This is a genomic window from Halomonas sp. 3H, assembly GCF_024206005.1.
In the GTDB taxonomy this organism is placed as follows: Bacteria; Pseudomonadota; Gammaproteobacteria; order Pseudomonadales; family Halomonadaceae; genus Halomonas; species Halomonas campaniensis.
Genome location: NZ_CP100360.1, coordinates 381,942 through 397,688, shown reverse-complemented (window position 1 = coordinate 397,688; position 15,747 = coordinate 381,942). Strand labels below are relative to the sequence as shown.

Sequence of the window (15,747 nt, the reverse complement as noted above, 5' to 3'; positions counted from 1 at the left end):
CTCGTCAACCTGGCAGGCGTGGGCCTGATCGCCCTGATCGTCTGGTGGTTCTGGATCAGCTGACGCCCATGTAGCGGCCCGGCTTGTGGTTGAGCGCGATGATCAGGTTGAGGGCCACGGCGCCAAGCACCGAGAGGCCGACGCGCTCCATCGGCAGCGTCATCAGCGCCGCCAGCATGATCAAGCCATCGATGCCGAGCTGCACGTAGCCGGCACGCCAGCCGTAGCGGTCCTGCAGGTAGAGCACCAGGATGTTCACCCCGCCGAGGCTGGAGCGGTGCCGAAACAGGATCAGCATGCCGATGCCGATCAGGCTGCCCCCCATCAGCGCCGCGTAGAGCGGGTTGAGGCCCTCGAGGGTCACCCAGCGCCCGGTCAGCTCCGAGAAGAGCGAGACCAGGGCGATGGTGGCAAAGGTGCGCAGGGTGAAGCTCCAGCCCATGCGGCGGATCGCCAGCCAGTAGAACGGCAGGTTGATCAGGAAGAACCAGGCACCGAACGCCCAGCCCGTGGCGTACTGCAGCAGGAAGGCCAGGCCGGCGGTGCTGCCGGTGAGCAGCGTCGCCTGGGTGTAGAAGGTGACGCCGAGCGCCACGAAGAGGGTCCCGACCAGCATCGCCATCACGTCCTCGTGGAGACGATGGGGGTCGGTGGGCAGTTCCTGAGGGTCCATCCGGCTATCCTTGGGTGAGAGCTTCCGCGTGCTCGACCATCAGCTGGAGGCTCTCGTGCCCCCGCCAGCGGTTGCGGTTGAGCTTGAAGGCGCAGCGCAGCCGGTCGCCGACACCGAAGGTCGGCATCTCCCCGGGCGTCAGCGCCCGGAACCAGATCGCCTTGAGGCTGGCCGCGCCGGAGGAGAGCTCCAGCATCAGGTGGGTGCCGTCGGCGCCCACCGGGCGCAGGCGCTCCACCAGGAACTCCCCCTGGAACAGCGGCGGATCGAACTCGCGTCCGTAGGGTCCCAGCGCCTGCAGCTCGTCCAGGGTCGCCAGGCTCAGCTGGTGCGGAGCGAGCTCGCCGTCGGTGAGGATCCTGGGGAAGAGCTCGGCCTCGCCCAGCTGCTCCCCTACCGCCGTCAGGAAGGCCGCCTTGAAGGCCCCGAGCCGCTCGGCTGGAACCCCCACGCCGGCGGCCCCCCGGTGGCCACCGAAGCGCGGCAGCGCCTCCGGCGCCAGCTCGAAGGTGCGCTGCAGGGCGTCGCGCAGGTGCAGCCCCTCGATGGAGCGGCCCGAGCCGGTGAGCATGCCGGGGGCCGCGGCCGGGGTCAGCACCAGTGCCGGCCGGCCGTAGGCCTGCACCAGCCGCGAGGCCACGATGCCCTGCACGCCGGGATGGCCACTCTCCAGAAAGACAACCACGGCGGGCTCGTCGGCGGCCAGCGCCGGCAGCGCCAGCGCCCTCGCCTCCTCGGCCATGTCGGCCTCGATCGCCTTGCGCGACTGGTTGTCCTGATCCAGCGTTTCCAGGTGACGCGCTGCCGTGGCGTCATCCGCCGCGAGCATAAAGTGCAGCGCCGCATAGGGGTCATCCAGGCGCGAGCGGGCGTTGATCCGCGGCCCCATCTGGAAGCCCAGGGTCTCGGCATCGAAGGGCACGCTGTCGGCCCCCAGGCGCTCGGCCATGGCCCGCCAGCAGGCGGCCTCCATGCGGTTGATCAGCGCCAGGCCGTGGGTCACCACCGCGCGGTTGGCGGGACTGCCGCCCAGGGAGACGCAGTCCGCTACCGTGCCCAGCGCCACATAGGAGAGCCAGGGCGAGAGCTTGGGCGTGGCCTCGGGCAGCTCGCCCCACTCGACCAGCACCGAACGGGTCAGCGACATGACCAGCCACGCCACCATGCAGCCGGCGATGGTGGGGTCGGGGTAGTCGCAGTCGTCGCGGGTGGGGTTGACGACCGCATGGGCCGAGGGCGGCGGCCCCTCCACCGGCAGGGCGTGGTGGTCGCTGACCACCACGTCGATCCCCTCCGCCGCCAGGCGGGCGATCCGGGGCTCGTCGCTGCTGCCGCAGTCGGCGGTGATCACCAGGCGGGGGCGCGGCGCGAGGGCCAGGGTGCGCTCCACCAGCGGCAGGCTGATGCCGTAGCCGTCATGGATGCGGTGGCCGATCAGGCTGTGCAGCCTCGCCTCCGGCACGCCGAACAGCTCCACCAGGGTGCGCCGGATCACCACGTGGGAGGTGATGCCGTCCACGTCGTAGTCGGTGAGGATGCCGATATGCTCGCCGTCGACCACCGCCTGGGCGATGCGCTCGGCGGCGCGGCGGGCATCCACCAGCTTCTCGGGGTGGGCCAGGTGGCGCAGGCTGGGCGAGATCAGCGGCGAGAGCTCGCCCTCGAAGCCCTTCAGGCGCCCGGCGAGGATCCGCGCCTGCAGCTCGGAGAGCCCCTCGCGCTGGGCGCGGGCGTAGAGGGCGGCGTCCCGGGGCCGCGGCAGGATGCGCGGCCTAAGGCGCTGGTTAAGATCGATGGGATCGCTTGCGGCGTTCAAGCCTGACTCCTCTGGTTCGCATCCATGTGGACACGGCGATGGGAACGCCGCGGCGAGCGAAGGGAATGCCGTGTCGAGCGAGGGGCGCCGGGGACAGGCCGAAGAGGGGGTCCTATGCCAGGGATGGCATCGGTAGCGCCCAGGGAGGGGTTCACAGCGCCCCCTCGTCGGTCCGGCGCTCCGGGGCCTGTCGACGGATCAGCCCCGAGCGGGCATCCAGCTCCAGCGACATCGAGACACTCCTAACCTGTCCCCGGCGCCCCTCGCTGCTTTTCACTTACGGCTTTAGCGGCGGTTCTCGACCACGAACTGCTGCACCGCGGAGAGCTCGGCGGGCAGCACGGTGTAGCGCTCCTCGCGCTCCAGCAGGTCGTCCATGTGGGGCGGCAGCGGCACGCCCGGGAAGCCCGCCTTGACCACCGCCTCGGCGAACTTGGCCGGGTGGGCGGTGGCGAGCGTGATCATCGGCACGCTCGCGTCGCCCCGCTCGCGTTCGGCGGCGCGGTAGCCGGTGGCGGTGTGCGGATCGAGGATCTCCTGGGTGCGGTGGTGCGCCTCGCGGATCACCTCGAGGATGGTGGCGTCATCCACGCTGTGGCTGGCGAAGCGCTCGCGCAGCCGAGCCAGGGGCGCATCCGCCAGGGCGGTCGGCTCGGCCTGGAAGCGGGCGAGCAGCTCGGCCACGGCGGCGCCGTCGCGGTCATAGGCCTCGAACAGCAGCCGCTCGAAGTTGGACGACACCACGATGTCCATGGAGGGCGCCAGGGTCGCCTTGAGCTCCTGCTTGGAGAAGTCGTTGGCGGCCAGGGTGCGGTGCAGTATATCGTTGGCGTTGGTGGCGATCACGAAGCGCTCCACCGGCAGGCCCATGCGGTAGGCCATGTAGCCGGCGAAGACGTTGCCGAAGTTGGCCGAGGGCACGCAGAAGCTCACCTTGCGGTGCGGGGCGCCCAGGGCCACGGCGGAGGCCACGTAGTAGACGATCTGGGCCATGATGCGTGCCCAGTTGATGGAGTTCACCGCCACCAGCCGGGTGCCGTTCAGGAACGACTGGTCGGCGAAACTCGCCTTGACCATGGCCTGGGCGTCGTCGAAGTTGCCCTCGATGGCGACGTTGAAGACGTTGTCGGCCAGCACCGAGGTCATCTGGCGACGCTGCACCTCCGAGACCCGCTGATAGGGGTGGAGGATAAAGATGTCCAGGTTGTCGCAGTGGCGGCAGCCCTCGATGGCCGCCGAACCGGTATCGCCGGAGGTGGCGCCCATGATCACCGCGCGCTCGCCGCGCTTCTTCAGGAAGTGGTCGAGCAGCCGGCCGAGCAGCTGCAGCGCCACGTCCTTGAAGGCCAGGGTCGGGCCGTGGAACAGCTCGAGCAGGAAGTGGTTGGCGTCGAGCTGGTTGAGCGGCACCACGGCATCGTGGCTGAAGGTGGCATAGGCCTCCGTCACCAGCCGCCGGAAGGTGTCATCGTCGATCTCGCCGTTGACGAAGGGCTGCATCACCCGGAAGGCGATCTCGGCGTAGGAGAGCCCCGCCATCTCGGCCAGGTCGTCATGGGTGAGCTGGGGGACGGTCTCCGGCACGTAGAGGCCGCCGTCGCTGGCCATGCCGGTGAGCACGACCTCCTCGAAGGAGAGCGCGGGCGCCTGCCCGCGGGTGCTGATATAGCGCATCGGTTATTCCTGTTCGTCCAGGGATTCGACGCGGATCCGCGTCACCGGACCGGCGATGTCGGCCATGGCCTCGATCTGGCGGATCGCCTCGTTCATGTGCTGCTCGCGGGTGCGGTGCGTCATCAGGATGATCGGCACCAGCTCGCCCTCGGTGGCCTCCTTCTGGATCAGCGCCTCGATGGAGATGCCCTGCTCGGCGAGGATGGTGGCCACCCGGGCCAGCACGCCGGGGCGGTCCACCGCCAGCAGCCGCAGGTAGTAGGCGGAGATGATCTCCTCCATGGGCAGGATCGGCAGCTGGCTGACGTCCTCGTCGATGCCGCTGAAGGCCAGGTAGGGCACCCGGTAGTGGTGGTCGGTGGCGATGTCGCGGGCCACGTCGAGGATATCGGCCACCACCGAGGAGGCGGTGGGTTCGGCGCCGGCGCCGGCGCCGTAGTAGAGGGTCGGGCCGACGGCGTCGCCCATCACGGCGATGGCGTTCTTCACGCCGTGCACGTTGGCCAGCAGCCGCTCCTTGGGGATGAGCGTGGGATGCACGCGCAGCTCCAGGCCCTGGTCGGTACGCTTGGAGATGCCCAGGTGCTTGATCACGTAACCCAGGTTATCGGCCTGCTCCACGTCCTCGGCGGTCACCCGGGAGATGCCCTCGGTGAAGGCCTTCTCGAACTGCAGCGGCACGCCGTAGGCGATGGAGGCGAGGATGGTCAGCTTGTGGGCGGCGTCGATGCCCTCGACGTCGAAGGTGGGATCGGCCTCCGCGTAGCCCAGCGCCTGGGCCTCGGCCAGCACGTCCTCGAAGGCACGCCCCTCGTCGCGCATGTGGGTCAGGATATAGTTGCCGGTGCCGTTGATGATGCCGGCCACCCACTCGATGCGGTTGGCGCCCAGCCCCTCGCGCAGCGACTTGATCACCGGGATGCCGCCGGCCACGGCGGCCTCGAAGGCCACGATCACGCCCGCCTCGTGGGCCGCGGCGAAGATCTCGTTGCCGTGCACCGCGATAAGCGCCTTGTTGGCGGTGACCACGTGCTTGCCGTTCTGGATGGCGGTGAGCACCAGCTCCCGGGCCACGTCGTAGCCGCCGATCAGCTCCACCAGCACGTCCACGTCGGGGTTGTTGGCCACCTCGAAGACGTCCTGGGTGGTCTTGATGCCGGTGAGGTCGCAGTCGGGGTTGGGACTGCGATGGGCGACCTGCTCGATGACGATCGGGCGGCCGGCACGACGGGCAATGTCATCGGCATTTCGCGTCAGCACGTTGAAGGTACCGCCACCGACGGTTCCCAGCCCACAGATTCCTACTCTCACCGGTTTCAATGTCTTGCTCCTGCTCGCGTGTCTGGTTGTGTCTCAGCGTGTCGGCCCGCCCGCAGGCAGGCCGATGCACCGGCTCGGGCCGGTGTCTGTCGTGTGTGGGTCGCCGGGGCTCAGCCCTCGATGCCGAGCATGGCGGCCAGGCGCTCGGCCGGCACGTAGCCGGGGACCAGGCGGCCGTCGGGCAGCACGATGGCCGGCGTGCCCTGGACACCGAGCTCCATGCCCAGATGATACTGTGCCTCGACCGGATTGTCGCAGTCTGCCGGCCCCGAGAGGGGCTCCTGTCGCTTGGCGGTGCTCATCGCCTCGGCGGGGTTGTCGGCGCACCAGACCTGCTGCATGGTGCGCGCCCCCTGGGCGTTCATCCCGGTCCGCGGGAAGGCCAGGTAGTGTACCTCGATGCCCAGCTCGTTGAGCCGCGGCACCTCCTCGTGGAGCTGGCGGCAGTAGGGGCAGGTGGTATCGGTGAAGACCACCAGTTCGGCGCGGCTCTCGCCGGCGCCACGGAAGATCACCCGCTCGTCCTCGGGCACCTGGGCCAGGCGCGCGGCGCGCTCGCCGTTGCGACCCTGCTCGGTCAGGTTGACCAGGCCCTGGTCGCCGTTCTCGTAGAGGTCACCGACCAGGAAGTGCTGGCCCTCGGCATCGCTGTAGAAGCGCTCGCCGGTGGTCAGGCGAACCTCGAAGAAGCCCTCGAGCGGCGTCTCGCGCACGCTCTCCACCGGCATCGGCTGGCCGTTGACCGCCAGCCGCTCCGCCAGCTCGCCGGCCGGGTCGGCCTGGGCCAGCAGCGGGGCGGCCAGGGAAGCGGCCAGCAGGCCGGAGAGGAGTGTCCGGAAGGGGGTATTCATGTGTCAACCTCGCGGGTGATGATCGGCATGCAGGGCCTCCAGGCGGGCCTGCGCCACATGGGTATAGATCTGCGTGGTCGAGAGATCACTGTGACCGAGCAGCAGCTGTACGACACGCAGGTTGGCCCCATGATTCAACAGGTGGGTGGCGAAGGCGTGCCGCAGGGTATGGGGCGAGAGCGGCCGATCGATGCCGGCGGCCAGCGCATGGGCCTTGATCCGGTACCAGAAGGCCTGGCGGGTCATCGGCCGGTCGCCCCGCCCCGGGAAGAGTGCCGGCCGAGTGATGTCGGCCATCAGGCCGCCACGTCCCGCACGCAGGTAACGTGACAGCCACTCTACCGCCTCCTCGCCCAGCGGCACCAGCCGGTCCTTGTCGCCCTTGCCCCGCACCCGCACGACCCCCTGTCGCAGGTTCACCGCATCGGTGGTCAGCCCGACCAGCTCCGAGACCCGCAGCCCCGCCCCGTAGAGCACCTCGAGCATGGCCCGGTCGCGCAGCCCCAGGTCGGTGGTGACGTCCGGCGCCTCGATCAGCCGCACCACTTCGGCCTCCTCCAGGGTGTCCGGCAGGGCCGGGCGCACCCGTGGCAGCCTCACCTCGGCCAGGGGGTCATGCGCGAGGCGCCCCTGCTCGAGCGCCCAGCGGTAGAAGCGCCGCAGGCTCGAGAGCAGTCGCGCATTGCTGCGCAGCCGATAGCCGGCCTCGCGACGCTCGTCGAGCCAGGCCGGCAGCGTCGCCGGCGCGGGCGCCAGCAGCGCTTCGCCGCACTCGGCAAGGCGCGCCGCCCAGGCCATCAGGTCACGCCGGTAGGCGACCAGGGTATGGTCGCTGACGCCCTGCTCGAGCCACAGGGCATCGAGGAAGGCATCGATCAGCTGGCCGGCGTCATCGTGGTCGCGCATCACGCCTCCCATGGACTCGGCGCGCCGTCATGGCGCCCCCAATGCGCGAAACCCCGCCCCGCGGGTGCGGTGACGGGGTTTCGCGCGGGGCCGGGGCAGATGCCCCGGTCCGTGGCCGGCCGAGGCGTCAGCCTCAGGCCAGCTTTTCCTTGATGCGGGCGGACTTGCCGCTGCGCTCGCGGAGGTAGTACAGCTTGGCCTGGCGCACGTCGCCGCGACGCTTGACGCTGATGGAGTCGACCAGCGGGCTGTAGGTCTGGAAGGTACGCTCGACGCCGACGCCGTGGGAGATCTTGCGCACGGTGAAGGCGGAGTTCAGGCCGCGGTTGCGCTTGCCGATCACCACGCCCTCGAAGGCCTGGAGACGCTCGCGGTTGCCTTCCTTGACCTTGACCTGGACGACGACGGTGTCGCCGGGGGCGAAGGCCGGGACTTCCTTGCTCATCTGCTCGGCTTCGAGCGCCTGGATCACCTTGTTCTTGCTGCTCATGACGGATAACTCCTCAAAATGTTGATCCACCGGTCGGTTTGGAGTGCCGATGGATCGTGATCCCGGCGCCCGAGCGAGCTCGAGAGCGCGGGAGACGATGGGTGACGCGGGTCAGCGACGCGACGCTCCCCGCACCTCCGCCCTGCCTACCTGGCCGTCAGGGCGTGTTCCTCGAGGTACTCCTCGAGCAGCTCGCGCTGCTCCTTGTTCAACATCCTGCCTTCCAGCAGGTCGGGGCGCCTCAGCCAGGTACGCCCCAGGGACTGCTTCAGCCGCCAGCGCCGGATGGCACCGTGGTTGCCGCTGAGCAGGACCTCCGGCACCCGCCGCCCGTCGATCTCCTCCGGGCGGGTATAGTGCGGGCAGTCCAGCAGCCCGTCGTTGAAGGAGTCCTCGACCGCGGAATCCTGATGGCCCAGCACCCCGGGCACCAGCCTTGCCGCGGCGTCGATCAGCACCATGGCCGGCAGCTCGCCGCCGCTCAGCACGTAGTCGCCGATCGACCACTCCTCATCGATGTCGGTCTCGACGACCCGCTCATCGATGCCTTCATAGCGCCCGGCGACCACCACCAGCGGCGGCCCGGACGCCAGCTCCTGCGCGCCGGCCTGGTCGAGCCGCCGCCCCTGGGGCGACAGGTAGACCACCCTGGGGCGCTGCCCGGTGGCCTGCTCGGCCCGCTCCCGGGCCTCGTGGATGGCCGCACGCAGGGTATCGACCTTCATCAGCATCCCGGGACCACCGCCGTAGGGGCGATCGTCCACCGTGCGATGCCGGTCGGTGGCGTAGTCGCGCGGGTTCCAGAACTCCAGCGCGATACGCCCCTTCTCCACCGCCCTGCCGGTGACGCCGTGGCGAGTGATCGCCTCGAACATCTCCGGGAACAGCGAGACGACGCCTATCCACATGCCGGAGACCGATCCGGAACCCGACTGCGGTGCCATCGACGCGGCATCCATCAGAATTCAGGATCCCAGTCGACGGTCATCACGCCGCCCTCGAGGTTTACCTCGAGGATGACCTCCTCGGGCAGGAACGGCAGCAGCCGCTCCCGGGCGTCGACGGCATCGGCCTCGAGCCCGCCCTTGACGACCATAACGTCATTGGCGCCGGTCTCGAAGAGGTGATCGATCCTGCCCAGCACGACGCCATCACGGGTCACCACCCGCAGGCCTTCCAGCTCGTGCCAGTAGAAGTCGTCGCCGGAGAGCTCGGGCAGCTCGGCCTTGGGCAGCAGGATCTCGGCACCGGCCAGGGCCTCGGCTGCCTCGCGGCTGTCGACGCCCTCGATCTGGGCCACCAGGCCCTTGCCGTGACGACGACCCTGGACCCGCCGCCGCCGCTCCAGCCGGCCCTCATGACGCAGCACCCACTCCTGATAGTCGAGGATGCCGTCCATGGGGCTGGTGTACGAGTACACCTTGAGCCAGCCCTTGACGCCGTAGGGGCTGGTCAGTTTCCCCAGCACCACATGATCGTCGCCTTGCGGCGCTTGCGCGTGTTCGCTCATCGACGACCCCACCACGTCAGCAGGCAAGTCAGGCGCATCAGGCCTGCTTGCGGGCTTCCTTGACCAGCTCGGCGACGCGGTCGGAGAGCTGTGCACCCTGGCTTTCCCAGTGGGCGATACGGTCCAGGTCGACGCGCAGGCGCTCTTCCTGGCCGCGGGCGATCGGGTTGAAGAAGCCCAGGCGCTCGATGAAGCGGCCGTCGCGGGCGTTGCGTGAATCGGTCACGGTCAGGTGGTAGAAGGGACGCTTCTTGGCGCCACCACGTGCCAGACGAATGGTAACCATCGTTGTCTGTCCTTCGTTGCGGATTGGGTTGTACTGCTCGGGAAGCGGCGCCTGCCGACGGATCGTCGACAGACCCCGTTTCGGGCATTCGGTCATGGCGTCGGCCACGACGAATCGCGGTCCTGCCAGTGAAGACGCAGCATTCTACGGAAAACAGCCCCGCTTGGGAACCTTTTTCGGGCCTACCGCCAGGGCATCCCGCCGGGGCCGCCCATTCCTCCCATGCCGCCGGGACCTCCCGGGCCGCCGCCGCCCATCATGCCGGACATGCCGCGCATCATCTTCTGCATGCCGCCCTTCTTGCCCGCCTTCTTCATCATCTTCTGCATCTGCTTGTGCTGCTTGAGCAGGCGGTTGAGGTCGGGCACCTGCAGGCCAGCCCCGGCGGCGATACGCCGCTTGCGGGAGCCGTTGATGATCTCGGGGCGGCGGCGCTCCTGGGGCGTCATGGAGTTGATCAGCGCCTCGAGCTTGCCCAGCTCCTTCTCGGGGCCGGGCCCCTGGGCCATCTCGGCCATCTGGCCCATGCCCGGCAGCTTGCCGAGCAGCCCGCCCATGCCGCCCATCTTCTTGAGCTGCTGGAGCTGGTCGCGGAAGTCCTCGAGGTCGAAGCCCTCGCCCTTCTTGACCTTCTTCGCCAGCTGCTCCGCCTTCTTCTTGTCGACGGTGCGCTCGGCCTCCTCGATCAGCGACAGCACGTCGCCCATGCCGAGGATCCGCGAGGCGATGCGGTCCGGGTGGAAGGGCTCCAGGGCATCGACCTTCTCGCCCACGCCCATGAACTTGATCGGCTTGCCGGTGATGTGGCGCACCGAGAGCGCCGCACCGCCGCGGGCGTCGCCGTCGGCCTTGGTGAGGATCACCCCGGTCAGCGGCAGCGCCTCATGGAAGGCCTTGGCGGTGTTCGCCGCGTCCTGGCCGGTCATGGCGTCGACGACGAACAGCGTCTCCTGGGGCGCCACCGCCTTATGCAGCGCCTGGATCTCGGCCATCATCGCCTCGTCGATGGCCAGGCGACCGGCGGTATCGACGATGACCACGTCATGGAACTGGATCTTGGCGTGCTTGATTGCCGCCTCGGCGATGGCGACGGGCTGCTGGTCGGCGCGCGACGGGAAGAAGTCGACGCCGACCTCGCGGGCCAGGGTCTCGAGCTGGTCGATGGCCGCCGGGCGATAGACGTCGGCGGAGACCACCAGCACCTTCTTCTTCTCGCGCTCCCTGAGGTAGCGCGCCAGCTTGGCCACGGAGGTGGTCTTGCCCGCGCCCTGCAGGCCGGCCATCAGCACCACCGCCGGCGAGCCCTTGAGGGCCAGCCCCTCGTTGGCCTCGCCCATGGTCGCCTCGAGCTCCTGCTGGACGATCTTGACGAACTGCTGGCCCGGCGAGAGGCTCTTGGAAACCTCCTGGCCCACGGCGCGCTCGCGCACCCGCTCGATGAAGTCCTTGACCACCGGCAGGGCCACGTCGGCCTCGAGCAGCGCGCGGCGCACCTCGCGCAGGGTGTCCTTGACGTTCTCTTCGGTCAGGCGGGCCTGACCCTTGATCGACTTGAGCGTCTGCGACAGACGCTCGCTGAGATTCTGGAACATTGGCCTCTCCAGTGGCGACGGCCCGAATATGGCTGGGGATTATACGCGCTGTGGCCGCGAGTCTCCATGCACCCCGGGGCGAGCCCACGGCTATCGCAGATAACTTGCATGGCTCGGGGCTGATCTGGCGACAAGCCTGCGGGCGAGCTGCCGCAGGCCACGGCCTGTGCGCCAACCGGGGGATTGGGTATAGTAGCGGCACGCCACCCATCCTACAGGCGCATGGAAAGCAACCGATGCAGGCGCTCTCTCTGGCCACCCTGGCCTTCATCCTCTACATCGCCGCCGCCTCCTGGCAGGGACTGGTTCTCGCTCGCCGAGTGTCGCCGCAGCCCATGCTGGTGCGCGGGCTGGGCATCCTGGGGCTACTCTGCCACCTGCCGCTGGCCATCGGGCTGTTCGGCCACGGGGCGCCGGTACTGCCCGGCCTCTCCACCAGCGTGATCGTCATCAGCGCCATGCTGGTGCTGTTGCTGCTGGTCCTCAGCCTCTTCAAGCCGGTGCTCAACGCTGCGGTGGGCATCTTCCCGCTAGCCGGCCTGGCCCTGCTGCTGGCCATCGGGCTGCCGAGCCCGGAGCGCACCAACGGCCTCACGCCGGGCATCGCCCTGCACGCCCTCAGCGCGCTGCTGGCCTTCGCCACCCTGGCGATCGCCGCGGCCCAGGCCGTGCTGCTCGGCCTGCAGAACCGCGCCCTGCGTCACCACCACATTCGCGGCATCGTCCAGGCCCTGCCGCCGCTGACCACCATGGAGCGGGTGCTCTTCGAGCTGATCTGGGCCGGCGTGGCCCTGCTCACGCTGTCGATCCTCAGCGGCTTCCTGTTCCTCGACAGCATGTTCGCCCAGCACCTGGCCCACAAGACGATCCTGTCGCTGGCCGCCTGGATCATCTTCTCGGTGCTGCTGTACAGCCACCATCGGCTGGGCTGGCGGGGCATGCGGGCGGTGCGCTGGACCCTGGGCGGCTGCGCGGTGCTGCTGCTGGCCTACTTCGGCAGCAAGTTCGTGCTGGAGGTGGTACTGGGCCGCGGCTGAGGCCGGGCCAGGCGGCTTGACAGTGCCGGCGCCCGTCCCGTCAAATCGAGCCTGACACGCCATTGAGGACCCTTCGACTTGAGCGACGACTTCCCGCTGGGATTGCTGTTCGGCCTGCTGTTCCTGCTCATCTGCCTCTCCGCCTTCTTCTCCAGCTCCGAGACCGGCATGATGTCGATCAACCGCTACCGCCTGAGCCACCAGGCCAGCAGCGGTGAAGCTCGCGCTCAGCGGGTCCTGCGCCTGCTCGCTCGCCCGGACCGCCTGATCGGCGTGATCCTGATCGGCAACAACCTGGTCAACAACCTGGCCGCCGCCATCGCCACGGTGCTCGCCATTCACTTCTTCGGCGAGGTGACCGGCCCGGCCTTGGCACCGCTGCTGCTGACCATCGTCATCCTGATCTTCGCCGAGGTCACCCCCAAGACCTATGCGGCGGTCAAGCCCGAGCGCATCGCCTATCCCGCCTCGATGGTCCTCGAGCCGCTGCTCAAGCTGCTCTACCCGCTGGTCTGGATGGTCAACGCCATCTCCAACGGCCTGCTGCGGTTGATGGGCGTGAAGCAGATCGACGGCAGCGCCGACCACCTGACCCGCGACGAGCTGCGCACCGTGGTGCACGAGGCGGGCACGCTGATCCCCCAGCGCCACCAGGCGATGCTGCTGTCGATCCTCGACCTGGAGAACGTCACGGTCAACGACATCATGGTGCCGCGCCACGAGGTGATGGGCATCGACCTGGACGACGACCTCGAGGCGATCCTGGCCCAGATCCGCACCAGCCAGCATACCCGGGTGCCGATCTACAAGGGCGACATCAACAACATCATCGGCATGCTGCACCTGCGCAACGCGGCGCGCTTCCTGTCTCGCGACGAGGTGACCAAGGCGGCCATCGTCCAGGAGGCCAGGGAGCCCTACTTCATTCCGGAATCGACCCCGCTGCACACCCAGCTGCTCAACTTCCAGAAGCAGAAGCGCCGCATCGGCATCGTGGTCGACGAGTATGGTGACGTGGAGGGACTGGTGACCCTGGAGGACATCCTCGAGGAGATCGTCGGCGAGTTCACCACCGACGTGGCGGGCATGGAGCAGGAGATCCACCGACAGGAGGACGGCAGCCACGTCATCGACGGCACCGCCAACATCCGCGACATCAACAAGGCGCTGGGCTGGAAACTGCCCACCGATGGTCCGAAGACGCTCAACGGCCTGATCCTCGAGCACCTGGAAGCCTTCCCCGACGGCCCTGCCTGCCTGCAGCTGGCCGGCATCCGCATGGAGATCCTCGAGGTCCGCGACAATCTGATCACCGCCGCACGCTGCTGGCAGGCGCCGCGGCGCCGCTGAGGCGCGGCGGTCAGCGCCGCTCCAGCGCCTGCATGCCCTCGGCCTCGACCCAGCGGTCGGCCTCGGCCTTGAGCGAGCGGACCCGGACCTCCAGGCGCTGGCGGCTCGCCTCCCGGGGAATCAGCGCCTCGCCGAAGTGCAGCGCCACACGGGCACGGAAGCGGCGCGGACGGCCACTCAGGGCCGGGCCATGGCAGTGGGAGGTCCAGGAGCCCCACAGCCCGGCCAGGCCGGCGGGCACCACCGGCACCGGGTCGCGGGCCAGGATCAGCTCGAGCCCCCGGCGAAAGCGGTGGATCTCCCCATCCGGCGTCAGCCGCCCCTCGGGAAACAGCATCACCACCTCACCGGCGGCCAGGGCCCGACTGACCTCCTCCAGGGCGCGCCGGATGTTCCCGGGATCGCGCCGCTCGGACTCCACGGGGATCGCCCCCACCAGCCGGAACAGCCAGTTGAGCCAGGGCGAGTCGTAGATCGGCTTGTCCATCAGGAAGCGCAGCGGCCGCCGGCTGGCGCCACCCACCACCAGGGCATCCATGAAGCTGACATGGTTGCAGACCACCAGCGCGGCGCCGTGGGCCGGGATGTTCGCCTGCCCGCTCAGGCGCAGCCGGTAGACGAGGCGCACGGCGAGATAGACCAGCCAGCGCACCGTGGGACGGGGGTGGCGAAGCAGCCCCCAGGCAAGCGCGAGCCCCAGGCAGGCGGGGAGGAACCAGGCCAGCGGGGTCACGTCGCGTCGGGCCTCGCCCTCAGGCCGGCCAGGATGGTGTCGAGCAGCTGGTCGAGCAGCTCGCCCACCTCCAGCTGCTGGCCCTGCCAGTAGCCCAGGCGCTCGTTGAGCCCCAGCAGCACCAGCCCATGGACGCTGCCCCAGAGGGTGCGTCCCAGGCGGCGTGCCTCGAGGTCGCCCAGCGCCGGCTGATACTCCTTGAGGGTGGTCTCGACCCGCAGGAAGAGCGCCTCGATCATGTCGCTCTGCCGCTGGTCGAGCTCACCTTCCTGGGCCAGGGGGTAGTCGAAGAGCAGCTGCCAGCGATAGGCATCGCGCTGGGCGAACTGCCAGTAGGCCCGCGCCAGCGCACCCAGTCGCTCCTCCGGCGTGGCCTGGCTGGTCAGCGGTTCGATCACCCCGCGCAGCCGCGCCAGGGTCTCGACATTGACGTGCTGCAGCAGGTTGGTGAAGCTGCCGTAGAGCTTGAGCAGGGTGCTGGGCGCACAGCCCACCTCTCGGGCCAGGGCACGCAGCGACAGGGTGTGCACCGGGTTCTCCTGCAGCCAGGCATCGCATGCCGCCATGACCTGGGCATGTAGCGCCTCGGGCGCATGCTGTCTGGGACGGGCCATCGGTTTCCTCGCGAGCCATTGACGTGCGTTGGCCGAGCGGGTCGGCCGGTGGGCTAGCATAGCGCAGATCGAACACTGTTTTCGATAGCTTATCGTGCCGGATGCCGAACGCAAGGCCGCGGCCTCGAGGCGAGGCCTCGACGCTTTTCTCCCCCCGGCGACTTGGTTACCCTGTCGCCCCACCGTTCGCGGAGTGCCCATGGCCGGCCGACTGCATATCGCCCCGCTCGACCTCGCCCAGCTGATGCCCGACCTGACGGTCGACGCGCCGCTGGTGACCAGCCCCAACCTGGCGCCGCGGCGCATGCTCTCGGCCATTCGGCTGGAGGCCGGGGTGGCGCATCTGGGCCGGCTGTTCTGGGGGCTGACGCCGCCCTGGCTCGAGGTGCTGGACCACGCCCCCCACTGCGCCCGGGCCGAGTCGCTGGAGGCACGCCCGATGTTCCGCGAGGCCTTCCTGGCGCGCCGCTGCCTGGTCCCTGCCAGCGGCGTCTATGCGTGGAAGGCGCAGCCACGCTCCAAGCAGCCCTTCCTGGTCACCCGCTCCGATCGCGGCCCCCTGCTGCTCGCGGCCATCTGGTGCCGCTTCCACACCAGCCTCGCGGAGCACACCGACTCGCTGGCGCTGGTCACGGTGGCCACCAGCCCGCTGCTGGCGCCGCTGACCGACCGCCTGCCGGCGGTGATCGAGCCCGACGCGGCACGTCGCTGGCTCGACCCCCGGACGCCCCCCGACACGGCCCGCGCGCTGCTGGTGACCGCTCGTGAGGAACTGTTGGGCGCTTTTCCGGTATCTAGACGAGTGAACAATCCCGCGAATCAGGAGGCGGCCTGCGCCCACCCTATCGGCCCCATGCTGTGCCGCCGCGCCTGATACCTTCCCGACAAGGAGAGA

Annotated in this window: 16 protein-coding genes; 3 read left to right on the top strand and 13 right to left on the bottom strand. The window is 69.3% G+C overall.

All coding sequences use genetic code 11. From position 1 onward, the window contains the following. Positions 1 to 55: 55 nt before the first annotated feature. From NFC98_RS02000 to ffh, 11 genes are all read right to left on the bottom strand, one after another. Complete coding sequence (locus tag NFC98_RS02000; RefSeq protein ID WP_254276518.1) at positions 56 to 673, bottom strand: YitT family protein; 618 nt, start codon at positions 671 to 673, stop codon at positions 56 to 58. A gap of 4 nt (positions 674 to 677) precedes the next feature. Continuing rightward, on the bottom strand, positions 678 to 2,489 hold the full coding sequence (locus NFC98_RS01995; protein ID WP_254276517.1) for a DHH family phosphoesterase: 1,812 nt from the start codon (positions 2,487 to 2,489) through the stop codon (positions 678 to 680). A 285-nt stretch (positions 2,490 to 2,774) separates the two neighbouring features. Beyond that, entirely contained in the window at positions 2,775 to 4,163 is a 1,389-nt protein-coding gene (gene thrC, locus NFC98_RS01990) for a threonine synthase (protein ID WP_254276516.1), read from the bottom strand. A gap of 3 nt (positions 4,164 to 4,166) precedes the next feature. Further along, positions 4,167 to 5,483: a homoserine dehydrogenase gene (locus tag NFC98_RS01985; protein WP_183333144.1), complete on the bottom strand. Its 1,317-nt coding sequence runs from the start codon at positions 5,481 to 5,483 to the stop codon at positions 4,167 to 4,169. Positions 5,484 to 5,593: 110 nt separating this feature from the next. Further along, positions 5,594 to 6,334: a DsbC family protein gene (locus tag NFC98_RS01980; protein ID WP_254276515.1), complete on the bottom strand. Its 741-nt coding sequence runs from the start codon at positions 6,332 to 6,334 to the stop codon at positions 5,594 to 5,596. 3 nt (positions 6,335 to 6,337) lie between these two features. Further along, positions 6,338 to 7,240 carry a site-specific tyrosine recombinase XerD gene (xerD, locus tag NFC98_RS01975; RefSeq protein ID WP_254276514.1) on the bottom strand — a complete coding sequence of 301 codons (903 nt, stop codon included), beginning with the start codon at positions 7,238 to 7,240 and terminating at the stop codon, positions 6,338 to 6,340. 133 nt (positions 7,241 to 7,373) lie between these two features. Continuing rightward, the gene (gene rplS, locus NFC98_RS01970; protein ID WP_023005502.1) at positions 7,374 to 7,730 is read right to left on the bottom strand and encodes a 50S ribosomal protein L19; all 357 of its coding nucleotides are present in this window, start codon (positions 7,728 to 7,730) and stop codon (positions 7,374 to 7,376) included. A gap of 146 nt (positions 7,731 to 7,876) precedes the next feature. Next, a complete protein-coding gene (gene trmD / locus NFC98_RS01965) occupies positions 7,877 to 8,638 on the bottom strand; it encodes a tRNA (guanosine(37)-N1)-methyltransferase TrmD (protein ID WP_254276513.1) in 762 nt (253 codons plus the stop codon). 50 nt (positions 8,639 to 8,688) lie between these two features. Beyond that, positions 8,689 to 9,240, bottom strand: a complete 552-nt coding sequence (gene rimM / locus NFC98_RS01960) for a ribosome maturation factor RimM (protein ID WP_254276512.1) — start codon at positions 9,238 to 9,240, stop codon at positions 8,689 to 8,691. 37 nt (positions 9,241 to 9,277) lie between these two features. Then, entirely contained in the window at positions 9,278 to 9,526 is a 249-nt protein-coding gene (rpsP, locus tag NFC98_RS01955; RefSeq protein ID WP_183333153.1) for a 30S ribosomal protein S16, read from the bottom strand. A gap of 182 nt (positions 9,527 to 9,708) precedes the next feature. Beyond that, positions 9,709 to 11,118, bottom strand: a complete 1,410-nt coding sequence (gene ffh / locus NFC98_RS01950; RefSeq protein ID WP_254276511.1) for a signal recognition particle protein — start codon at positions 11,116 to 11,118, stop codon at positions 9,709 to 9,711. Positions 11,119 to 11,354: 236 nt separating this feature from the next. Between ffh and ccsA the strand changes: the two genes are divergently transcribed. Both ccsA and NFC98_RS01940 read left to right on the top strand, forming a co-directional pair. Next, positions 11,355 to 12,155, top strand: a complete 801-nt coding sequence (gene ccsA / locus NFC98_RS01945) for an inner membrane protein YpjD (protein WP_254276510.1) — start codon at positions 11,355 to 11,357, stop codon at positions 12,153 to 12,155. A gap of 78 nt (positions 12,156 to 12,233) precedes the next feature. Next, complete coding sequence (locus tag NFC98_RS01940; RefSeq protein WP_254276509.1) at positions 12,234 to 13,505, top strand: HlyC/CorC family transporter; 1,272 nt, start codon at positions 12,234 to 12,236, stop codon at positions 13,503 to 13,505. A gap of 10 nt (positions 13,506 to 13,515) precedes the next feature. On the opposite strand, the gene NFC98_RS01935 is transcribed toward NFC98_RS01940, so the two are convergent. Further along, positions 13,516 to 14,181: a 1-acyl-sn-glycerol-3-phosphate acyltransferase gene (locus tag NFC98_RS01935; RefSeq protein ID WP_254277761.1), complete on the bottom strand. Its 666-nt coding sequence runs from the start codon at positions 14,179 to 14,181 to the stop codon at positions 13,516 to 13,518. A 53-nt stretch (positions 14,182 to 14,234) separates the two neighbouring features. Continuing rightward, positions 14,235 to 14,852, bottom strand: coding sequence for a TetR/AcrR family transcriptional regulator (locus NFC98_RS01930; protein WP_254276508.1), 618 nt, complete (start codon positions 14,850 to 14,852; stop codon positions 14,235 to 14,237). A gap of 199 nt (positions 14,853 to 15,051) precedes the next feature. Between NFC98_RS01930 and NFC98_RS01925 the strand changes: the two genes are divergently transcribed. Beyond that, positions 15,052 to 15,726: an SOS response-associated peptidase gene (locus tag NFC98_RS01925; RefSeq protein WP_254276507.1), complete on the top strand. Its 675-nt coding sequence runs from the start codon at positions 15,052 to 15,054 to the stop codon at positions 15,724 to 15,726. Positions 15,727 to 15,747: the final 21 nt, after the last annotated feature.

Coding starts and splice junctions, on each gene's coding strand:
- rplS (WP_023005502.1), bottom strand. CDS start 7,730: ATGAGCAGCAAGAACAAGGTGATCCAGGCGCTCGAAGCCGAGCAGATG.
- NFC98_RS02000 (WP_254276518.1), bottom strand. CDS start 673: ATGGACCCTCAGGAACTGCCCACCGACCCCCATCGTCTCCACGAGGAC.
- ffh (WP_254276511.1), bottom strand. CDS start 11,118: ATGTTCCAGAATCTCAGCGAGCGTCTGTCGCAGACGCTCAAGTCGATC.
- NFC98_RS01930 (WP_254276508.1), bottom strand. CDS start 14,852: ATGGCCCGTCCCAGACAGCATGCGCCCGAGGCGCTACATGCCCAGGTC.
- trmD (WP_254276513.1), bottom strand. CDS start 8,638: ATGTGGATAGGCGTCGTCTCGCTGTTCCCGGAGATGTTCGAGGCGATC.
- NFC98_RS01980 (WP_254276515.1), bottom strand. CDS start 6,334: ATGAATACCCCCTTCCGGACACTCCTCTCCGGCCTGCTGGCCGCTTCC.
- xerD (WP_254276514.1), bottom strand. CDS start 7,240: ATGCGCGACCACGATGACGCCGGCCAGCTGATCGATGCCTTCCTCGAT.
- NFC98_RS01925 (WP_254276507.1), top strand. CDS start 15,052: ATGGCCGGCCGACTGCATATCGCCCCGCTCGACCTCGCCCAGCTGATG.
- rimM (WP_254276512.1), bottom strand. CDS start 9,240: ATGAGCGAACACGCGCAAGCGCCGCAAGGCGACGATCATGTGGTGCTG.
- ccsA (WP_254276510.1), top strand. CDS start 11,355: ATGCAGGCGCTCTCTCTGGCCACCCTGGCCTTCATCCTCTACATCGCC.
- rpsP (WP_183333153.1), bottom strand. CDS start 9,526: ATGGTTACCATTCGTCTGGCACGTGGTGGCGCCAAGAAGCGTCCCTTC.
- thrC (WP_254276516.1), bottom strand. CDS start 4,163: ATGCGCTATATCAGCACCCGCGGGCAGGCGCCCGCGCTCTCCTTCGAG.